The 18159-nt window shown below is 53.4% G+C and carries 16 protein-coding genes; 4 read left to right on the top strand and 12 right to left on the bottom strand.

Annotated features, from left to right (window positions below; translation table 11 throughout):
- Position 1: 1 nt before the first annotated feature.
- Positions 2-805: an SDR family NAD(P)-dependent oxidoreductase gene (locus BQ6873_RS17680; RefSeq protein ID WP_076593838.1), complete on the bottom strand. Its 804-nt coding sequence runs from the start codon at positions 803-805 to the stop codon at positions 2-4.
- Between the two features lie 243 nt (positions 806-1048).
- Between BQ6873_RS17680 and BQ6873_RS17675 the strand changes: the two genes are divergently transcribed.
- The 4 genes from BQ6873_RS17675 to BQ6873_RS17660 are packed head-to-tail and all read left to right on the top strand — an operon-like array spanning position 1049 to position 7019.
- Entirely contained in the window at positions 1049-3070 is a 2022-nt protein-coding gene (locus BQ6873_RS17675; protein WP_076593837.1) for an oxidoreductase, read from the top strand.
- 21 nt (positions 3071-3091) lie between these two features.
- Complete coding sequence (locus BQ6873_RS17670) at positions 3092-4294, top strand: acyl-CoA dehydrogenase family protein (RefSeq protein WP_076593836.1); 1203 nt, start codon at positions 3092-3094, stop codon at positions 4292-4294.
- A gap of 2 nt (positions 4295-4296) precedes the next feature.
- A complete protein-coding gene (locus tag BQ6873_RS17665) occupies positions 4297-5445 on the top strand; it encodes an acyl-CoA dehydrogenase family protein (RefSeq protein WP_076593835.1) in 1149 nt (382 codons plus the stop codon).
- Positions 5446-5465: 20 nt separating this feature from the next.
- Positions 5466-7019, top strand: a complete 1554-nt coding sequence (locus BQ6873_RS17660; protein ID WP_076593834.1) for a long-chain-fatty-acid--CoA ligase — start codon at positions 5466-5468, stop codon at positions 7017-7019.
- 60 nt (positions 7020-7079) lie between these two features.
- Here BQ6873_RS17660 and BQ6873_RS17655 read toward each other — a convergent pair whose 3' ends face one another.
- The 11 genes from BQ6873_RS17655 to BQ6873_RS17605 form a co-directional block, all read right to left on the bottom strand.
- Positions 7080-7625 carry a glutathione peroxidase gene (locus BQ6873_RS17655; protein ID WP_076593833.1) on the bottom strand — a complete coding sequence of 182 codons (546 nt, stop codon included), beginning with the start codon at positions 7623-7625 and terminating at the stop codon, positions 7080-7082.
- A 64-nt stretch (positions 7626-7689) separates the two neighbouring features.
- On the bottom strand, positions 7690-8748 hold the full coding sequence (locus BQ6873_RS17650) for an acyl-CoA dehydrogenase (RefSeq protein ID WP_076593832.1): 1059 nt from the start codon (positions 8746-8748) through the stop codon (positions 7690-7692).
- Positions 8745-9905 carry an acyl-CoA dehydrogenase family protein gene (locus BQ6873_RS17645; protein ID WP_076593831.1) on the bottom strand — a complete coding sequence of 387 codons (1161 nt, stop codon included), beginning with the start codon at positions 9903-9905 and terminating at the stop codon, positions 8745-8747. The genes BQ6873_RS17650 and BQ6873_RS17645 overlap by 4 nt, the downstream gene beginning before the upstream one ends.
- Before the next feature lie 9 nt (positions 9906-9914).
- A complete protein-coding gene (locus BQ6873_RS17640) occupies positions 9915-11159 on the bottom strand; it encodes a CaiB/BaiF CoA transferase family protein (RefSeq protein WP_197685184.1) in 1245 nt (414 codons plus the stop codon).
- Complete coding sequence (locus tag BQ6873_RS17635; RefSeq protein WP_076593829.1) at positions 11156-11926, bottom strand: SDR family NAD(P)-dependent oxidoreductase; 771 nt, start codon at positions 11924-11926, stop codon at positions 11156-11158. Before BQ6873_RS17635 ends, BQ6873_RS17640 begins: the two co-directional genes overlap by 4 nt.
- 51 nt (positions 11927-11977) lie before the next feature.
- Positions 11978-12352: a Zn-ribbon domain-containing OB-fold protein gene (locus BQ6873_RS17630; protein ID WP_076593828.1), complete on the bottom strand. Its 375-nt coding sequence runs from the start codon at positions 12350-12352 to the stop codon at positions 11978-11980.
- A 130-nt stretch (positions 12353-12482) separates the two neighbouring features.
- The gene (locus tag BQ6873_RS17625; RefSeq protein WP_076593827.1) at positions 12483-13769 is read right to left on the bottom strand and encodes an amidohydrolase family protein; all 1287 of its coding nucleotides are present in this window, start codon (positions 13767-13769) and stop codon (positions 12483-12485) included.
- 138 nt (positions 13770-13907) lie between these two features.
- Positions 13908-14795 (bottom strand): acyl-CoA thioesterase, encoded by an 888-nt coding sequence (locus BQ6873_RS17620; RefSeq protein WP_076593826.1) that lies wholly within the window; start codon positions 14793-14795, stop codon positions 13908-13910.
- Between the two features lie 196 nt (positions 14796-14991).
- Positions 14992-16176 carry a beta-ketothiolase BktB gene (gene bktB / locus BQ6873_RS17615; RefSeq protein WP_076593825.1) on the bottom strand — a complete coding sequence of 395 codons (1185 nt, stop codon included), beginning with the start codon at positions 16174-16176 and terminating at the stop codon, positions 14992-14994.
- Positions 16177-16272: 96 nt separating this feature from the next.
- Complete coding sequence (locus tag BQ6873_RS17610) at positions 16273-17205, bottom strand: electron transfer flavoprotein subunit alpha/FixB family protein (RefSeq protein ID WP_076593824.1); 933 nt, start codon at positions 17203-17205, stop codon at positions 16273-16275.
- Between the two features lie 2 nt (positions 17206-17207).
- On the bottom strand, positions 17208-17957 hold the full coding sequence (locus BQ6873_RS17605) for an electron transfer flavoprotein subunit beta/FixA family protein (protein ID WP_076593823.1): 750 nt from the start codon (positions 17955-17957) through the stop codon (positions 17208-17210).
- Positions 17958-18159: the final 202 nt, after the last annotated feature.

Below are 18159 nucleotides of genomic sequence, written 5' to 3'. Positions count from 1 at the left end.
ATCAATCTTTAGTCAAAGTAGCCGACAACCCTACCAATGGAACCATGCTGGCACCGCCATCTATCAGCAAGGATGCGCCTGTGATGTAAGCAGCTTGTGGCGAAGCGATAAACACTGCCGCCGCTGCAATTTCCTCTGGAAGGCCTGCGCGTGGTACTGGAAAATTGGCAGCAATCGTTGCCGTCTGTGCCTCATTCAGCGCGCTCTTCATGCGGTCGGAAGCAATCATCCCCGGTTCGATCACATTGACAAGAATGTTCAGCGAACCGAATTCAACTGCCAGTCCGCGTGCAAATGCATTCATGTAAGCCTTAGTAGACGCATAAGGAATTAAACCCGGGATGTAATTGCGATTTGCAGAACCTGAGGAAATGTAAATCAGTCTCCCCTTGTCGGCGGCCTTTGAAAGATGTGGTGCTGCATCTTTTGCGATCCAGAATAGAGAATGCACATTGCTCTTGATCAGATAGTCAAAAGCATCATCTTCCATATCGACTATACGACCATGTGCGTTGTCGGCAGCGCAATGAACGATAACATCGAGTTGTCCACAAATCTTGACTGCATCCGTGATCATTTTTTTGACTGCTGCGCGCTCGGAAATATCACCACCGACCAACTCTGCCTTGCCACCGGCAGCACGAATCTCTGCAACTGCCTGCTCACCATACTTCGAAGTACGGGCTGCGATTACAACAGTCGCACCCTGCGCAGCGAACGCCACTGCAATTGCTTTGCCCATGCCGCGGCCACCGCCGGTAACCAAGACCACCTTGCCGGCATATTGCTTCTGTTGCTCCGTCATTCCTTTGTCTCCTTTGTATATGCACGCCTTTTTTAGTTGACGTTTGCACCGTTTTATATAAAACTGACACATCGTCATTTAATCTTGATCCGGTTTGCTAGCCATGTCAACAGCAATATCGGCAAGCGGCATCAGAAATGTACAGCGCATGACGGCAACAAGCCGAGAATAACAAGGAGACTCTGATGAGCAACAAACTAGCGATCCGGCATACGGTGCATCCTTACTGCGCAAAGTCAGACGATGCAAACTAAAAGCTACCCTCATTTATTCAGCCCACTGAAACTCGGCCCGCTGACCTTGCGCAACCGCGTTGTCATGGCACCGATGTCGACCAATCTGAGTGCCGACGATGGCAGCGTCACACCAGCGCAAGTTGCGTTTTATCGCGCCCGTGCTGAAGGTGGCACCGGCATGATCATTGTCGAATTCTGCTGCGTTGATGCCGCTACCGGCCGTTCCGAACATAGACAGCTAAGCCTGGAGGCACCAACACATCTGGACGGTCATCAGCGTCTGGTAGAGGCAATTAAAGGCGCCGGTGCCGCAGCTTGCCTGCAACTGCAGCATGGAGGTCAGGGAGCCAAGCGTGAATTGCTCAAAGATGGCATAGCCGTTGCACCTAGCGATGTACCTTCACGCAAGGACCCATCCAAATTGAGCGCACGCGCACTCAGCGAAGCAGAAATCGAATACCTGATCGAATGCTTCGGTCGCACTGCGGAACTAGCTGTGAAAGCTGGTTACGACGCCATTGAATTGCATGGTGCACACGGCTATCTGCTGACTTCATTCATCTCGCCTATGACCAATCAGCGCGACGATGCCTGGGGTGGTGATGAAGATCGTCGGCTGAACTTCTCACGCCGCGTCATTCAACGCGTCAAGCAAGCGATCGGCAATCGGCCATTGATCTATCGTTTCTCCGCCGATGAATTCAGTCCCAAGGGACTAAGTATCGACGACATGGAACGCATTGCTCCCAAGCTGGTCGCAGCCGGTGCCGACGCACTACATGTTTCCATCGGTACCGGCTGGACTAGTTTTGACAAGGTGGTAGAACCGATGTCGATGCCGGAAGGCTGGCGCTTGCCGTATGCGCGCCGCATACGCAATATGGTTGACGTGCCGGTGATCGGCGTCGGCCAAATCCGCTGGCCAGCTACCGCAGAGAGCGCGGTCGCCGATGGTGATGCAGACTTGATCGCCTTGGGTCGTACCTTGCTAGCCGATCCGGAATGGGCGAATAAGGCGCAACGCGGCAATGATGCAGCGATCCGTCCATGCACCTCCTGCAACTACTGCGTCACGCTCAGCTCTGGCATACACGGCTACATCGGCTGCGCTGAAAATCCACGTACTGGTCATGAACTGGATTCGATGCCAGATGCTGGTGCTTTACGCGGGACGCGCGCCATCGTGATCGGTGGCGGCCCCGGCGGCATGGCGGCGGCTCTTATGCTGGATCAGGCTGGTTTTAAATCAGAGTTGTATGAAGCACGCGCCACATTGGGTGGTGGACTGATCGCATCTGCCGCACCACCTTTCAAGGAAAAGTTAGGCTGGTATCAGAACTATCTGGAAGAGCAACTCAAGCAAAGCAATGTCAGCGTACATCTCAACACTAGAGCCGACATGACGACACTCAATGGTGAAAAACCGGTCATCGTCGTCATGGCCGTCGGTGGCAATGCCCTTGCCTTGCCAGTCGAAGGCATCAATAACGATATCGTTCACGACGCGTATGAAGTCCTGATGGGCGACAGCAGTTGGCTGCCTCCTGTCGGCGGTGCGCCTATGGTGGTCTACGGCGGTGGTGAGACTGGTTGCGAAACAGCCGAATACCTCTCCGAACGTGGTCACGAAGTAGTGCTGGTATCGCGTTCACCTGCGCGCCATCTGGCGCGCGCGGCCGAGATGATCTACCGCAGCGTGCTGATGCACCGCCTGACTGATAATCCCAATATCCGTATCGCCGACAACACCACGATCACGGCAATTGCGGAGAACGGCGATGTAAGTCTGCAAACCACCATCGGCGAACAAACCACACTCACCATCGTCCGGGCCAGCGGTGTACTGATCGCACAAGGCCGCCGTCCCGACGTTGCCATGACACAGCAATTACTTGATGCCGGCATCCCCGTCACCGCCATCGGCGATGCACGCAAGGGTGGACGCATCGGCGATGCCGTTCATCACGCCTACGATGCAGTGCATGCGCTCTGCGCTACGCAAGCAAAAGTCAAACAATTGGCCTGCTGAATTCACCACAAGGAAACTGTAATGAACCTGAACTACGGCAAGGACGACGAAGCGTTTCGGAAAGAGATCCAAGTCTTCCTGCGCGACGCACTGCCCGACGATGTCGCGCGTCGCACAATGACCGGCATGCATCCGCCCAATGAGGACGACCGCCGCTGGTGGAACAAAGTGTTGTTTGATAAAGGCTGGTCTGCCCCTTTGTGGCCAAAAGAATACGGCGGCCCCGGTTGGACGCATCTGCAAGCACATATCTTCGAATATGAATGCCGCATGGCTGGTGCCCCTGAACTACGCTGGCAAGGTCTGCGTCTGATGGGCCCGGTTATGTATACCTTCGGCAGCCCGGAACAAAAAGCGCGCTACCTGCCCGGCATCCTCAAGGGTGAAGAAATGTGGGCGCAAGGTTTCTCTGAACCAGGTGCCGGCTCCGACCTGGCTTCGCTCAAAACCACTGCAGTACTGGATGGTGATCACTACATCGTCAACGGCCAAAAACTGTGGACTACAGAAGGCCATTATTCGGAACAGGGATTCTTCCTGGTGCGCACCGACAATACGGTCAAGCCGCAACGTGGCATTTCCATGATCGTGTTCCCTATGGATACACCCGGCGTGACGGTACGCCAGATCCCAATGATCAATGGCGAAGGCTCGACTTGCGAAGTCTTCCTCGACAATGTGCGTGTGCCACGCGAAAACATCATCGGCGAACTCGGCGCTGGTTGGACACAAGCCAAGTTTCTGCTCTCCAACGAACGTACTTCCAGCGCCGACATTTACAAAGCCTTCAGCGATCTCGCACGCATCCGCCACATCGCGCAGCACGAACTGAAAAATGGCCGCCCCATCATCGAAGATCCACTCTTCGCGCGACGACTGGCCGAACTGGAAGTCGAAGTCGAAGCGCTGAACTGGTCAGTGCTGCGCGTATTGTTCGAAGCACCCAGCGACTATCCCATCGCAGCCTGCGCCTCAGTACTCAAGGTGCGCGGCTCGGAACTGCAACAACGCCTGACAGAACTGGCTGTAGAAGCACTCGGCCAACGCAGTCTGCGCATGTATCGCCGTGACGAGGCCTATGCCCCACCTTCCGACAATCCTTTATGGCCGGCATATACGCCGGGCGTCAACGCCGACCTCTTGTACTTGCGCGCCTGCACCATCTTCGGTGGCGCAAAGGAAGTACAAAAGAACATTATCGCTAAACTCGCCTTCGGACTTTAAGTATGGATTTCGCTCTCTCTGACGAACAAAAAATGCTGGTCGACGGCGCACAACGCTATCTGCGCGAACGCTACAGTCTGGAAGCACGTCGTGCTACTTCACGTACCGATGACGGTATCTCGCACGATCATTGGAAAACCTTTGCCGAACTCGGCTGGCTGGCCTTGCCTATAGCAGAAGAACATGGTGGCATGGGCGGTAGTGCCGTTGATGTCGCACTACTGATGGAACAACTAGGCGGCGCCCTGGTAGTGGAACCGGTAATCGATAGCGCCGTACTATGCGGAACACTGTTATCGCATGCAACAGACGCATCCACTTCCGCAGATTTATTAGCAAGCGTCGCCATCGGTGAAAGCATCGTCGCACTGGCGCATGTCGAGCAAGATGGCCGCAGCGAATACGACACACCTCTGCGCGCGCGCGCCAGCAAAACCGCCAGCGGCTGGCAGCTAAACGGCATCAAACATCGCGTGATACATGGCGGCATCGCTGATCATCTTCTCGTCACTGTAGCATTGGACGATGGCACAAACGGTGAACAGGAGCTTGGTGTATTCATCGTCAATCCCCGTGCCGATGACGTAACGCTGACTATCTATGAAATGCTGGATGGCACGCGCGCAGCAGATATCACTTTCCATGCAACCGCACTAGACAACACTGCGCTTATTTTGCGTGGCAACAAAGCCAAGATCGCACTCACCGATGCACTCGACAGAGCCGTGCTGGCAATGAGTTCAGCTGCGGTTGGCTCCATGGATGCCGTGATGGCAATGACTGCCGAGTATCTCAAGACGCGCGTTCAATTCGGCCAAACGCTGGCCAAATTTCAGGCGCTGCAGCACCGCATGGCTGAGATGTTCGTGGAAACAGATCAGGCGCGTTCCATCATTGTCCGCGCATTGGCAGCGATGGAATCCGGTGATGCCGATCAACGTTCCCGTGCCGTGTCATCTGCAAAATCGCTGGTAGTGCGCGCCGCCCGATTTGTTACTGCTCAAGGCATCCAACTGCATGGCGGCATCGGCACCACGGAAGAGTATGCAGTCGGACATCACTATCGTGCCATGTTGATGTACGACTACCGTTTCGGCGAAGCAGCTTTTCATCTCGACCGCAGTGCCGGACTTGTTCCGGCGTCCGTTTAAATTTCTACGAGAAAAATTTCATGCATTCCTATCTCCCCTTGTCTTTCGCCGACGATCTGGAACATAACGCACGGTGGTACGGCAAGCTTGCTGCATATGTGATGGATGATCGTCAAATCACCTATGCCGAATTGCTAGCACGCGGCAAGCAACTAGGTTCGGCGCTCTATCAGGCTGGCGCACGACGTCAGGATCGCGTCGGCATCTTATCGATGAACTCGATCGAATACGGCGAAGTCATGGCGGCGACGCAATGGTCAGGTTTCATCATGTCGACGGTCAACTTCCGTTTGGCTGCACCTGAGATGGAATTCATCATCAACGACAGTGCACCATGCATCATGATCTTCGAAGCGCAGTATTTGGATTTGATGACACAATTGCGTCCAATCTTGCACAGCGTACAAAAATACGTCTGCATCGGTGGAGAAACCGAATGGGCAGAAAGCTATGATAGTTTCATCGCCAGCGGCAACAGCGACGGCCCACCGATACGCGCACGCGAAGAAGACATCGCCTGCCTGATCTACACCAGCGGCACCACTGGCCGTCCAAAAGGATGTATCTGGGGGCACCGCGAACTGCGCCAACTGGCACAGATCGATAACTGGTTGTCCAATATGGAACAAAATGATCGCGGCCTGATCGTCATGCCGATGTTCCATATCGGCGGTCTGGTCATCAGCCTGTCGCTACATTTCCGTGGCGCCTCAGTTTATTTGCATCGTCAGTTCGAACCAGTAGAAGTCGTGAAAGCCATTGCACGCGATCAATTGAGCTTCCTGCTACTGGCACCGACCATGGTACAGATGGTGCTGAACGAACCAAGTCTGGCCGACGTCGATACCAGCAGTGTACGCACTATCATGTATTCGGCAGCACCGATGCCACTGCAGGTACTGAAACAGGCAATCGACATCTTCAATTGCGGTTTCGTCAATCTGTATGGCCAGACTGAAATTTGCATGTTCTGCTTATCGCCGACCCAGCATCAGCCGGATGGCGATGAACGTCAGCGCAATCGTCTGACCTCCGTCGGCAATCCTTATCCCAATTTACGCGCCAAGATCATTGACGATGATGGCAACGAATGTGGGCCAAATATACCTGGAGAAATCGTTGCACGCAGCAGCGCCATGTTCCGTGGCTACTGGAACAACCATCCCGCCACTATCGCTACATTGCGCGATGGCTGGTGCCACACCGGCGATATGGGCAAGATCGATGAAGATGGTTTTCTGTACTTGGTCGACCGCAAGAAAGACATGATCATCTCCGGCGGCGAGAACATCTATTCGCGTGAAGTGGAAGAAGCGATTCTGCGTCACCCAGCCGTGTCCGAATGTGCCGTCATCGGCATTCCAGATGTGAAATGGGGTGAGTCAGTATGTGCGGTTATCACACTGAAGAGCGGGCAGGTAGTAACAGAAAAGGAAGTGATCGAACACACCCGCACTCAAATCGCCAGCTACAAAAAACCCAAGCGTGTGGTTACGGTAGATAGTCTGCCAAAGCTGGTTACCGGCAAGGTAAACAAGATCGTATTGCGTCAGGAATACGCGGTCGAGAAATAAAATAGACCATGCCGCCTTCATCTGAATGGCAGCATGGTCTACTTGCGAACGATCAAATAATCAGGACAGTTCTTTGTCTATAGCTCTCAGCAAGAGCTGGCTATTCGGCGCAACATCTGGTGCGAAACGAGCAACAACTTGGCCATCACGGCTAATCAAAAACTTTTCAAAATTCCACAACACATCGGACGGCTTCTCTTGCGTGAAACCGTATCCGGCCAGCTTTTCACGCAGCGCCGGCGAGTCTTCCTGCAACTTTGGTTGTGCTGCAGTCAGATAGCTATACAAGGGATGCTGATCTGACCCTTTCACTGAAATTTTCTCCGCCAGCGGGAACTTGACGCCAAAATTTCCTCGACAGAAATCAAGTATCTCGTTATTACTTCCTGGTTCTTGCTCGCCAAAATTATTGGCGGGAAAGCCTACTACTACCAATCCGGCTTCGCGCTTGTCTTCATATAATTTTTCGAGGCCGTCGTATTGCGGCGTCAAACCACATTTCGACGCGACATTGACCAGTAGCAAAACTTTTCCACGATACTCGGCCAGCGAGCTTTTATCACCGTTGATACGATGAAAAGGAATGTCATACAGTGATGCGCTCATCATGCTCCCCTGCTTAATTGAAAGCTGGTATGCAGCTCCGTCTGATCTGCATGCCGAAGTCGTATTATCGCCCGTGACGGGCAAGCTTATCCCATAAGCCATCACCACCATCTTTCAGTGCGCGACGACCGAGATATTCCGACCAGCTATGTTCACTACCCGCATCAGCACGCCACTGCCACAAGCGCCGTGTGAAATAGTGCAACTGATGTTCGTCGGTAACACCGATAGCGCCGAACACCTGATGAGCAATAGCCGTCGCACGTGTGGCTGCACTGCCGAGTCGCGTCTTGGCAACCGCCGCACCGAAGGTCACTTCCTCTACCGTGCCGCCATCTATCTGACGGCATGCATATAATCCCGCAACCTGTGCGGCAGCCGCATGGCCAGCCAGCTCGGCGATCATGTGCTGAATTGCCTGAAACTTACCGATCTGCTTGCCGAACTGGACGCGAGTATTACCGTATTCAATACAGAGGGAAAGAATGCGATCCAGCGCACCGGCCATCTGCACCACGCGCAAGACTGCAAGATGCGCTTGCAAGCCAAGCTCACCGACGGCGTCGGTTTCTCCCAATTGTTGCGGCGTCACACCTGAAAAACTTACACGCGCCATCGGAGTACGCTCGTAGGTCTGCACAGCATCAAGATGTACATCAGCACCACGTAGGAGGCACACATAATAACGATCATCTTTCTTGGCGATGCCGACTATGCCTTCGACCTGTCCGCCCCAAGCCAGCATGGGATCGCTTCCGCTCAGCTTGCCTGCGCCATCCAGTTCCCAGATAGCCGTAGAGATCGTCAAAGGTATTTGTGGAACGCCCAATCCCGCCTTCCCCAGCGCCCAAGCCGCAATCATAGTTTCACCCAAAGGGACAGGAGCAACATGACGGCCGCAGGTGCGCCAGGCTGATTCAATCTCGGACCACGACAATCCTGCGCCACCTGCAGCTTCCGGCACCAATGCCGAAGCAATATCCATGTCTGCAATTTCCTGCCATAGCGATGCTGCAAACTGTCCCTGTTCAGCTGCAGCCAGCACCTGTTGATTGACTTCTCTGGACAGCAAACGCTCCAGCTGTTCGGTCAGCATGTCGCTGATGTTCATGTCTTCGCTCATCGCAGTCCCAAGCCTTTCGCAATGATCCCACGTAATATTTCGCGCGTGCCGCCACGCAAGGAAAAAGTCGGTACGGTCTGAGTTAGAAAACCCATCAAATCACTCAACTTGTTATCAGGATCGATAGCCGATGGCGTATCCAATAATTCACGCACCAACTCTGGCATGCGCTGTTCATAGGTGTTGCCAATGTCCTTCACCAAGGCAGCCTCCTGTCCGGGCGAATGACCGGCTTCAAGCTGACCGAGTATGGACAACGACATTTCGCGCAGTACCACCATTTCGGCAATTGCTTCGCCAATGCGGCGCTCAGCCAAACGATCATCCTGTCCTGTTTTTTTCAATGTATCGATAGTCAGCGGCAACAAAGGGAAGCAACTCATGTAGCGATCCGGCTGACTGCGTTCGAATGCGAGTTCGGCAGTCGCCTGTGCCCAGCCTTCGCCTTCGCCACCAACCAGCATGTCATCAGGAACGAAGACATTATCGAAAGTCACTTCATTGAAATGTGCCTCACCAGTCAGATCGCGTATCGGTCGTACTTCGATGCCAGATGAGCGCATGTCGATCAGGAATTGCGACAAACCCTTGTGCTTTTCCGTTTCCGCCGGACCGCCAGTGCGGAACAGACCTATCATGAAATCGCATAAATGAGCGTTAGTGGTCCACACCTTGCGTCCATTCAAATGCCAGCCTCCATCTGCGCGCATGGCACGTGAACGCAACGAGGCCAGATCAGAACCGGAATCGGGTTCACTCAAGCCTATGCAAAATGCCGCCTTGCCTTGTGCAATCAATGGAAGAAAACGTGCGCGCTGTGCATCCGTTCCCATGCGTAGCAGCAAGGGACCGCTTTGTCGGTCGCCGAACCAATGCGCACCAACCGGTGCGCCGGCAGCCAGCATTTCCTCAACCATCACATAACGCTCCAGCCCCGAACGTTCATGGCCGCCATACTGCTTGGGCCACGTCATGCCTATCCAACCACGGCGTCCAACTTCAAGACTGAATTCACGATTGAATCCAGTCCAGGAATGGCCAATGTCACGACCTGACCAGGCAGTCGATGCATCTTTCAGAAAAGCGCGTACTTCGCGCCTCAGTGGTGCCAGCGACGCTGGTAGTTCCAGCGGTTGAAAATTGAACGGCGATGTCACGCTGCCTCCTTAAATGATATTGCGCTCACGCAGTCCAGCGATGGCGGCATGATCCAACCCCATCAAATCCTGCAGAATCTGATCGGTGTGTTCACCTATGGTCGGTGGTGCGCTGCGATAGCTGACAGGACTTGCCGACAAGCGCAAAGGGCTGGCAGCAGTGCGTATGGTGCCGTTAATTGGATGATGCATATTGACCACGGTGCCACGTTCCAGCGCATGCGGATCGCGTTCCAGATCTGGCATACCGTTAATCGGCCCGCAAGAAACCGTGCCGTCGTTAAACAATTTTTCCCACTCGGCTTTGCTCTTGCCTTTGAGTGCAGCAGTCAGCAAGTCCGCCAGCGCCTGACGATTGGCTACACGCGCACCGTTCTTGGCAAAGCGTGGATCCTCTATCCATTCAGCATGTCCGACCAGACGCGCCAGACGGCTGAACTCTCTATCATTGAAGGTTGCAATCAAGATGAAGCCATCGTCCACCGGATACACGCCGTAAGGCGCAGCACTAGGATGATCGTTGCCTGTACGTCCGAGCTCCTTGCCACTATTGAAGTAGGATGAAAAAGTATTCATCAGCGCGGACACTTGCGCATCGAACAGCGAGATATCGATATGCTGGCCCTCACCACTGACATTGCGATGATTCAGCGCAGCCAGAATACCGATGGCAGCATACAAACCACCGCATACATCAGCAATCGGCACACCAACGCGCGTAGGACCCGCACCAGACTCACCATCGCGCGGCCCCGTCACCGACATCACCCCGGCCATAGCCTGCACCAGATAGTCGTAACCTGAACGTCCGGCATACGGTCCAGTCTGACCGAAGCCGGTCACCGAGCAATAAATCAGACGCGGATTGATCTTGCGCAGTTCTTCATAATCGAGGCCGTATTTGGATAGCGTGCCAGTGCGGTAATTTTCCAGCAACACATCCGACTTCGCGGCCAAATCGCGGATCAATTGCGCGCCTTCGGTTTGTGCATAATCGATGGTCAGCGACAGCTTGTTACGGTTAACCGACTGACCGTAAGTAGATTCATCTTCTCTGTCCTCGCCCTTGTCGTCTTTCAACCAAGGTGGACCAAGACGACGGATATCATCGCCCTCGCCCTGCCGTTCTATCTTAATCACTTCAGCACCAAGATCGCCAAGTATCTGTCCTGCATACGGTCCCGCGATGACACGGGTCATGTCGAGCACACGAATACCGTCGAGTGCGCCTTTAGGTATGGTCGGCATATTCATACTGCAATCGTATAGCCACCGTTGACCGACATCACCTGACCGGTGATATACGAAGCACCTTCCGATAGCAGGAAGCACACTGGCACACACACTTCTTCCGGCGTGGCGAAACGCGCAAGTGGAATCTGGTTCATATACGTTTCCAGGAATCGTTCATCGCTGCGCACCTTCTCCGTCATCGCAGTCTCGACCATGCCAAAGCAAACCGCATTGGAGCGTATGTTGTACTTAGCCCATTCACGTGCAGCGGTCATTGCCATGCCGAACATGCCCGACTTGGCTGCTGAATAATTGATCTGGCCCAAGCTGCCGCGACGACCGGCATCCGAGGAAATGAAGACGATTGCACCTGGTCGCTTTTCACCTTCTTTGGCATTGGCGATCATTTGACGTCCGACTGCCTGCGTGAAATAAAAAGAACCGTTCAGATGTACATCGATCACTTGCTGCCATTGCTGCGCAGTCATTTTCTCTATCATCGCCGGACGACCGATGCCGGCATTATTGACCAAGCCATGCACCGCGCCGAATTTGGCAACCGTTTGCTCTACCGCACTGTGCGCAAACTGTTCGTCGGCGACGCTGCCAACCAAAGGTAGAAAGCTTGCACCCAGCGTGTCAGCAGCTTGCTGCATGCCCTCCGGATTCATATCAACACCAGCAACATTGGCACCCAACTCGATAGCAAGCTTGCTGATCGCCAGGCCAATTCCCTGACCGGCGCCGGTGACGAGTATCGTCCGGCCTTCTAATGACATTGGATTCATGAATTCTCTTTCTATTGATAAGTACTAGTGCTTGCGCTGATGCGACATTCGTCAGACGAGTTGCGCTTGCGGTTCAAACACGACAAATGGGAAGTCATCCTCTGTAACGATTCTGGCTTGCACTTCCATCCCGATACGGACGTCTTCAGGTGCAATGCCATCGATGCGTGTCATCATGCGCGGTCCCTCTTCCAGATCGACCAAAGCAACGTTGTAAAACGGCTGCGGCGGCTTGGCACGTACGATCGTGACTGAGTAAACCTTGCCACGACCACTGGCTGCTACCCATTCCAGATCAGTGTTTCCGCTACCCGGTTCGAGCACGCGTGGATAGAAAAAACAGTGTCCGCTGCTGCGGCTACGCAGCAACATGAAGCGTCCTTCTTGCAGGTGCGTTTTGAATTCAGCGTCGGGACAGAGATCCATATCGTTATTCCGTAAGGCAGTGAAGATAGAGCAACAACAAATTCGTCGGCGCAAGAGTCCCTGCACCTTCCGATATAACGGAAGGCGATCCAGATTGCTGTTGCTGAAATGTGCTAAGTGGTGATCGTGCTTAAGCGAAGAGCTTCATAACTTCACCATTAGTGACGGGCTTGCCATCACGATTCGACGGATCCTGACCACCCATATTCGCCACCGGACGTGTATCTACATGCGCAGCCTTCGCTCGCAATGCACCTACCGTGCACTCTGCCTTCGGCAGGAACTTGAACGGGTCGTAGCCAAATTCACGAATCGCGTTCTGATAGGTAATCTTGTCTATCGTTTCTTTCGACAAATGCTGGACTGTATTCCATAGTCTTTCCGGCGCATTCGGCCACAGAGAGTCTGAGTGCGGGTAGTCAGTTTCCCAGGTGATCTTGTCGACGTTCATGAATTGGGTGTTGTGCAAACCAAATACGTCGTCGATAAAGCAGGTGATGAAGTTGCGTTTGAATAGGTCGCTTGGGAGCATGCCGTCGAAGTTGCTGTTGGTCCAGGCTTTGTGGTGACCGTAGGTAAAGTCGGCACGTTCGAGCAAATATGGAATCCAGCCTATGCCACCTTCGGACAGCGCGATCTTGAGTGTCGGGAATTTCTTGAATACCGGTGAGAACAGCCAGTCTGTGGTGGCGTTGGCGATGTACATCGGCATGTTGACGATCCAGGTGTCGATCGGTGCGTCCAGTGAGGAGTATGGAACTTGGGCGCCGGAACCAATATGGATGCTGATGACGATGTTGTTGTCTTCCATGACGCGCCAGAGTGGGTCCCAGTGGTTGCTATGGACGCTAGGCAGGCCTTTGGCGACGGGGTTGTCGGGGAAGCTGATGGTGCGGCAGCCTTTGGCGGCGACACGTCTGGCTTCGGCAACGCAGGCGTCGATGTCCCACAGTGGCAGGATGGCGAGCGGGATAAAGCGGCCCGGTGCCGCACCACACCATTCGTCTATGTGCCAGTCGTTGTAGGCGCTGATGATTTTTTTGGTGAATTCCTTGTCGGTGGCTTGCAGGAAGAAGGTACCGGCGAAAGAAGGAAAGGTTGGGAAGTTGATTGAGGTCAGGACGCCGTTGACATTCATGTCGTCGATGCGGTCCTTGACCAGGTAGGTACCTTTACGAATCTGGCTGTAGGAAGCTGGCTCCATGCCGTATTCTTCAGGTGGTCGACCGACCACGGCGTTCAGACCAAAGTTGGGTACCGAGCGTCCTTCGTAGATCCATGAGTCTGAACCGCTGCGCATCGTGCTCATCTTCGGCGCGCGCAAAAAATCCGCTGCCGATAAATGCTGCTTGAACATGTCCGGTGGTTCGATCACGTGGTCATCCACGCTGATCAGTATCAGGTCATTCATTTCCATCGCTATCTCCTCGGGTTCTCTCATGTGCTTCGCTCATTCCGGCAATTAAGCCGAAAAACAGAAATCTATAAAACTGTTAATCAGTCAGTTTTTAAGACTTTGAACCGATTTTGACTCGGCGTCAAGTACGACAGCACTTCAACGACGCGTCATCAAACATTCTTGCGCCAGTGATGCCAACAAGACACCTTCGCGGCTATAGATACGGCCATTGGTCAACGCCCGACCGCCTTGCGCACTTGGGCTTTCGGTAGAAAACAGCAACCATTCGTCGGCACGGCCGAAACGATGCAGCCATAACGCATGGTTAAGGCTGGCGATATATAACTGTCCGTGCGCAAGACCTGCTGGCACATGCTGCGTTACAGCGGCACTATTGACCCAGTAGTCGCTCAAGTAGGCCAGCGCCGCAGCATGGATGACAGGATCGTCATTCAAACGCTGACGCAGCCTGACCCAGAACGACATTCTCGGTGCGCTGGAGCAATGATTCAGGTGCTGCTCTGGCGCAACGACTTTCAGTTCCAGGCAGGATTTTTCGAAAGAGCTCCAGTTGATTGCGACTCCGTCAGCCAACAGATTCCCCGTCGTATTCAATTCCGACATCGATTGCAATTCTTCCGGCCCGGGAACTGCATCAAATGCAGGTAGAACGTGTTCATAACCGTCTTCAGGTAACTGGAACGTCACGTTGGCATCGATCAGCAGACGCCCTTCTTGACGTGCGGTAACGCGTCGACTGGAAAAACGCTTCCCTTCCTGCAGTATCTCCGTGTGGTAATCAATGCCCCAATTCGACAACGCTCCTTGCATGAACAGAACGCGCAGCGCAGTCGGTGTGCGTCGGGCATCAACGCTACCTTGTGCTGCCATCAATGCCTGTCCCAGCAACTGGCCGCCGAATACGCGTCCATTGCGATTGTCCTCACAAAAACGGCTACGACTCAGGCCATCCTCGATGCGCTCCAGTGCAAGTAGCGTACTGAGATTAACGCCATCCCAGCGCTGCTGCAGTGCCCCAGTCATAACATATTGTGACGAATATGATTGGTCTGCCGACATTGTCTGACCTTCCAAAAAATTGTTTTATCGCTCGCGAAACACTTGTGAATACACCGACACACTGGGAAGTATTAGCAAAACGAGTTTGATCGTATGGCCGTAAAAAAGCGGAGCAGTCACTGACTGCTCCGCTACGGCTTTAGCCCAGGTTTCATCGTGATTACACGCGCTCCAAAATTGCAGCAATGCCCTGCCCACCGCCGATACACATCGTCACCAAGGCATAACGTCCACCGGTACGTTGCAACTCATAAGCCGCTTTGACAGCAATGATGGCACCAGTAGCACCAATTGGATGTCCGAGCGAAATACCGGAACCATTGGCATTTACCTTAAGCGGATCCAGGCCCAGCTCCTTGGTCACAGCACAAGCTTGTGCGGCAAATGCTTCGTTGGATTCGATAACATCCAGATCGCTGACTTTAAGACCTGCGCGTTCCAACGCCTTGCGTGTAGCCGGCACCGGACCAATACCCATGTACTTTGGATCAACACCCACATGGGCATAACTGACCAGACGCGCCAGTGGCTTTAGACCACGCTGTCGTGCCACACCAGCTTCCATCAATACCAGTGCGGCTGCACCGTCATTGATACCTGAAGCATTACCTGCCGTCACGGTGCCACCGGTTTTCTGAAATGCCGTGCGCATATGCGCCAATTCCTCGACCGTTGTTTCACCGCGTACATGTTCGTCTGTATCGAAGACCACCGGCCCTTTGCGTGACTCCGATGTGATCGGCAGGATTTGATCCTTGAAGTAGCCGTTGGCGATCGCCAACGCAGCGCGACGATGCGATTCCGCTGCCAGAATGTCTTGCGCTTCACGACTGACACCATAACGTTCAGCAACATTTTCTGCCGTCACACCCATGTGAATAGCATTGAATGGATCGTGCAGCGCACCCAGCAACATGTCGACCAGCTTGCTGTCGCCCATGCGCGTGCCCCAGCGTAAGGCCTGTGACAGATGCGGTGCACGACTCATGCTTTCAGCACCACCACCAATCGCGATATCAGCATCTCCCAGCAAAATGCTTTGTGCCGCTGACACAACCGCCTGCAAACCTGAACCGCACAGACGATTGAGCGTTAGCGCAGGTGTGTGTTCAGACACGCCACCGTTGATTGCCGCTACACGCGACAGATACATGTCCTTGGCTTCCGTATGAACAACATTACCGAAGACCACATGCCCAACCTCATCACCACCAACGCCAGCACGACGTAACGATTCCCGTACTACCAGAGCACCTAATTCGCTCGGCGAATAATCTTTCAGCCCGCCGCCGAAATCACCAATAGCAGTGCGAACACCGCTGACTATGACAACTTCACGTCCCATTACATTCTCCCGTTTACCGTTACGACACTGGATACTGATTGAATACTCGCTGGACCTTCATTTACCTGACATCCGTGACGTCAGGCACTGCCGTTGTTATAGCTGCTCTACCAGTTGTGGAATTTCCTGGAATAAATCACCGACAAGCCCATAGTCAGCCACCTGGAAAATCGGAGCTTCCGGATCCTTATTGATCGCAACAATGATCTTGGAATCCTTCATACCGGCCAGATGCTGAATTGCACCAGAGATACCGACTGCAAAATACAATTGTGGTGCGACGATCTTACCTGTTTGGCCGACCTGATAATCATTCGGCACGAAGCCTGCATCAACCGCCGCGCGCGAAGCACCGAGTGCGGCACCAAGCTTGTCGGCCAGTGGTTCCAGAACAGCACGATAATTATCACCACTACCAAGGCCCCGACCACCGGAAACAATAATCTTTGCAGCGCTTAGTTCAGGACGATCCAATTTGGTAACTTCTCGCGACACAAAGCGTGCCTTACCGGCATCCTCAGTGATAGCAACTCCGACTATTTCAGCATTACCACCTGCTTCTGGCGCTGCGTTGAAAGCCGCAGTTCGAACAGTCAACACTTTCACAGCATCACTGCTTTGAACAGTTGCAATAGCATTGCCCGCATAGATAGGCCGTTCAAACGTATCCGCACTGACGACTGCTGAAATCTCTGATATCTGCGATGCATCCAACTGCGCTGCTACACGTGGCATGACGCTTTTGCCGATTGCGGTCGCCGCAGCAACAAGATGGGTATATCCCGAGGCCAACGCCAGAATCTGTGCCGCCAGATTTTCCGGCAAGCCATCTTTCAACTGCACTGAGTCAGCTAACAGCACTTTACTGACGCCTGCGATCGCAGCGGCTTGCTTTGCCACTGCCTCACAACCGTGGCCAGCGACTAGAACGTGAATCTCACCAGCGCAAGCCAGCGCGGCTGTGATCGTGTTGAGCGTCGCGCCGCCGAGTTGCGCGTTGTTGTGTTCGGCAATGACGAGTGCGGCCATATTTAAATTACCTTCGCTTCTGTCTTGAGTTTTTGAATGAGTTCGGCAACGTCCTTCACCATCTCGCCCGCCTTACGTGTTGCAGGTTCGCTCACCTTGATGGTTTTCAAGCGCGGTGTTACATCGACACCCAGACTTTCTGGAGTGACGATGTCCAATTGCTTTTTCTTGGCTTTCATGATGTTGGGCAAGGTCACGTAGCGTGGTGTATTCAAACGCAGATCTGTCGTCACAACCGCAGGCAACTCAAAAGAGACTGTCTGCAAACCGCCATCGATCTCGCAGATAACTGATGCAACATTGCCACTGATTTCCAGCTTTGACGCAAACGTAGCCTGCGGCCACTTAGTCAGCGACGCCAGCATTTGACCAACTTGATTGGCATCATCGTCGATGGCTTGTTTTCCCAAGATCGCCAATTGCGGCTGTTCCTTATCGCATACTGCCTTAAGCAATTTTGCAACTGCCAGCGCTTGCAGTTCAACGTCGCTCTCGATCAGAATTGCACGATCGCCCCCCATTGCCAGCGCTACACGCAAGGTTTCCTGGCAAGCTGCCGGACCTGCGGACACCACGACGACCTCCTGCACTAATCCTTGTTCCTTCAGTCGGATTGCTTCTTCCACTGCAATTTCATCAAATGGATTCATCGACATTTTGACGTTGGCGATATCGACACCGCTCCCATCCGACTTGACACGGACCTTGACGTTGTAATCAACAACTCGCTTCACTGCTACAAGTGCTTTCATATGGACTCCTCAAGCCTGGTGACGTCTGACATACCCAACTGAAACTGAAATATCTCTTGGGGTAATTCTTATAACTGACTATATATCAGTTTTTAAGTTTTCTCAACACTGGCAAACATAAAAGCATCCAGAGTTTGATTACACGAATGAAAACAACACATCTCATGAATAGTTAGCAACACTGTTCCAAACGAGGGCTTTT

Source organism: Herminiimonas arsenitoxidans (genome assembly GCF_900130075.1).
In the GTDB taxonomy this organism is placed as follows: Bacteria; Pseudomonadota; Gammaproteobacteria; order Burkholderiales; family Burkholderiaceae_D; genus Oxalicibacterium; species Oxalicibacterium arsenitoxidans.
Note: the sequence above shows the minus strand (reverse complement) of the source record. Positions and strands in the feature narration are given on the sequence as shown.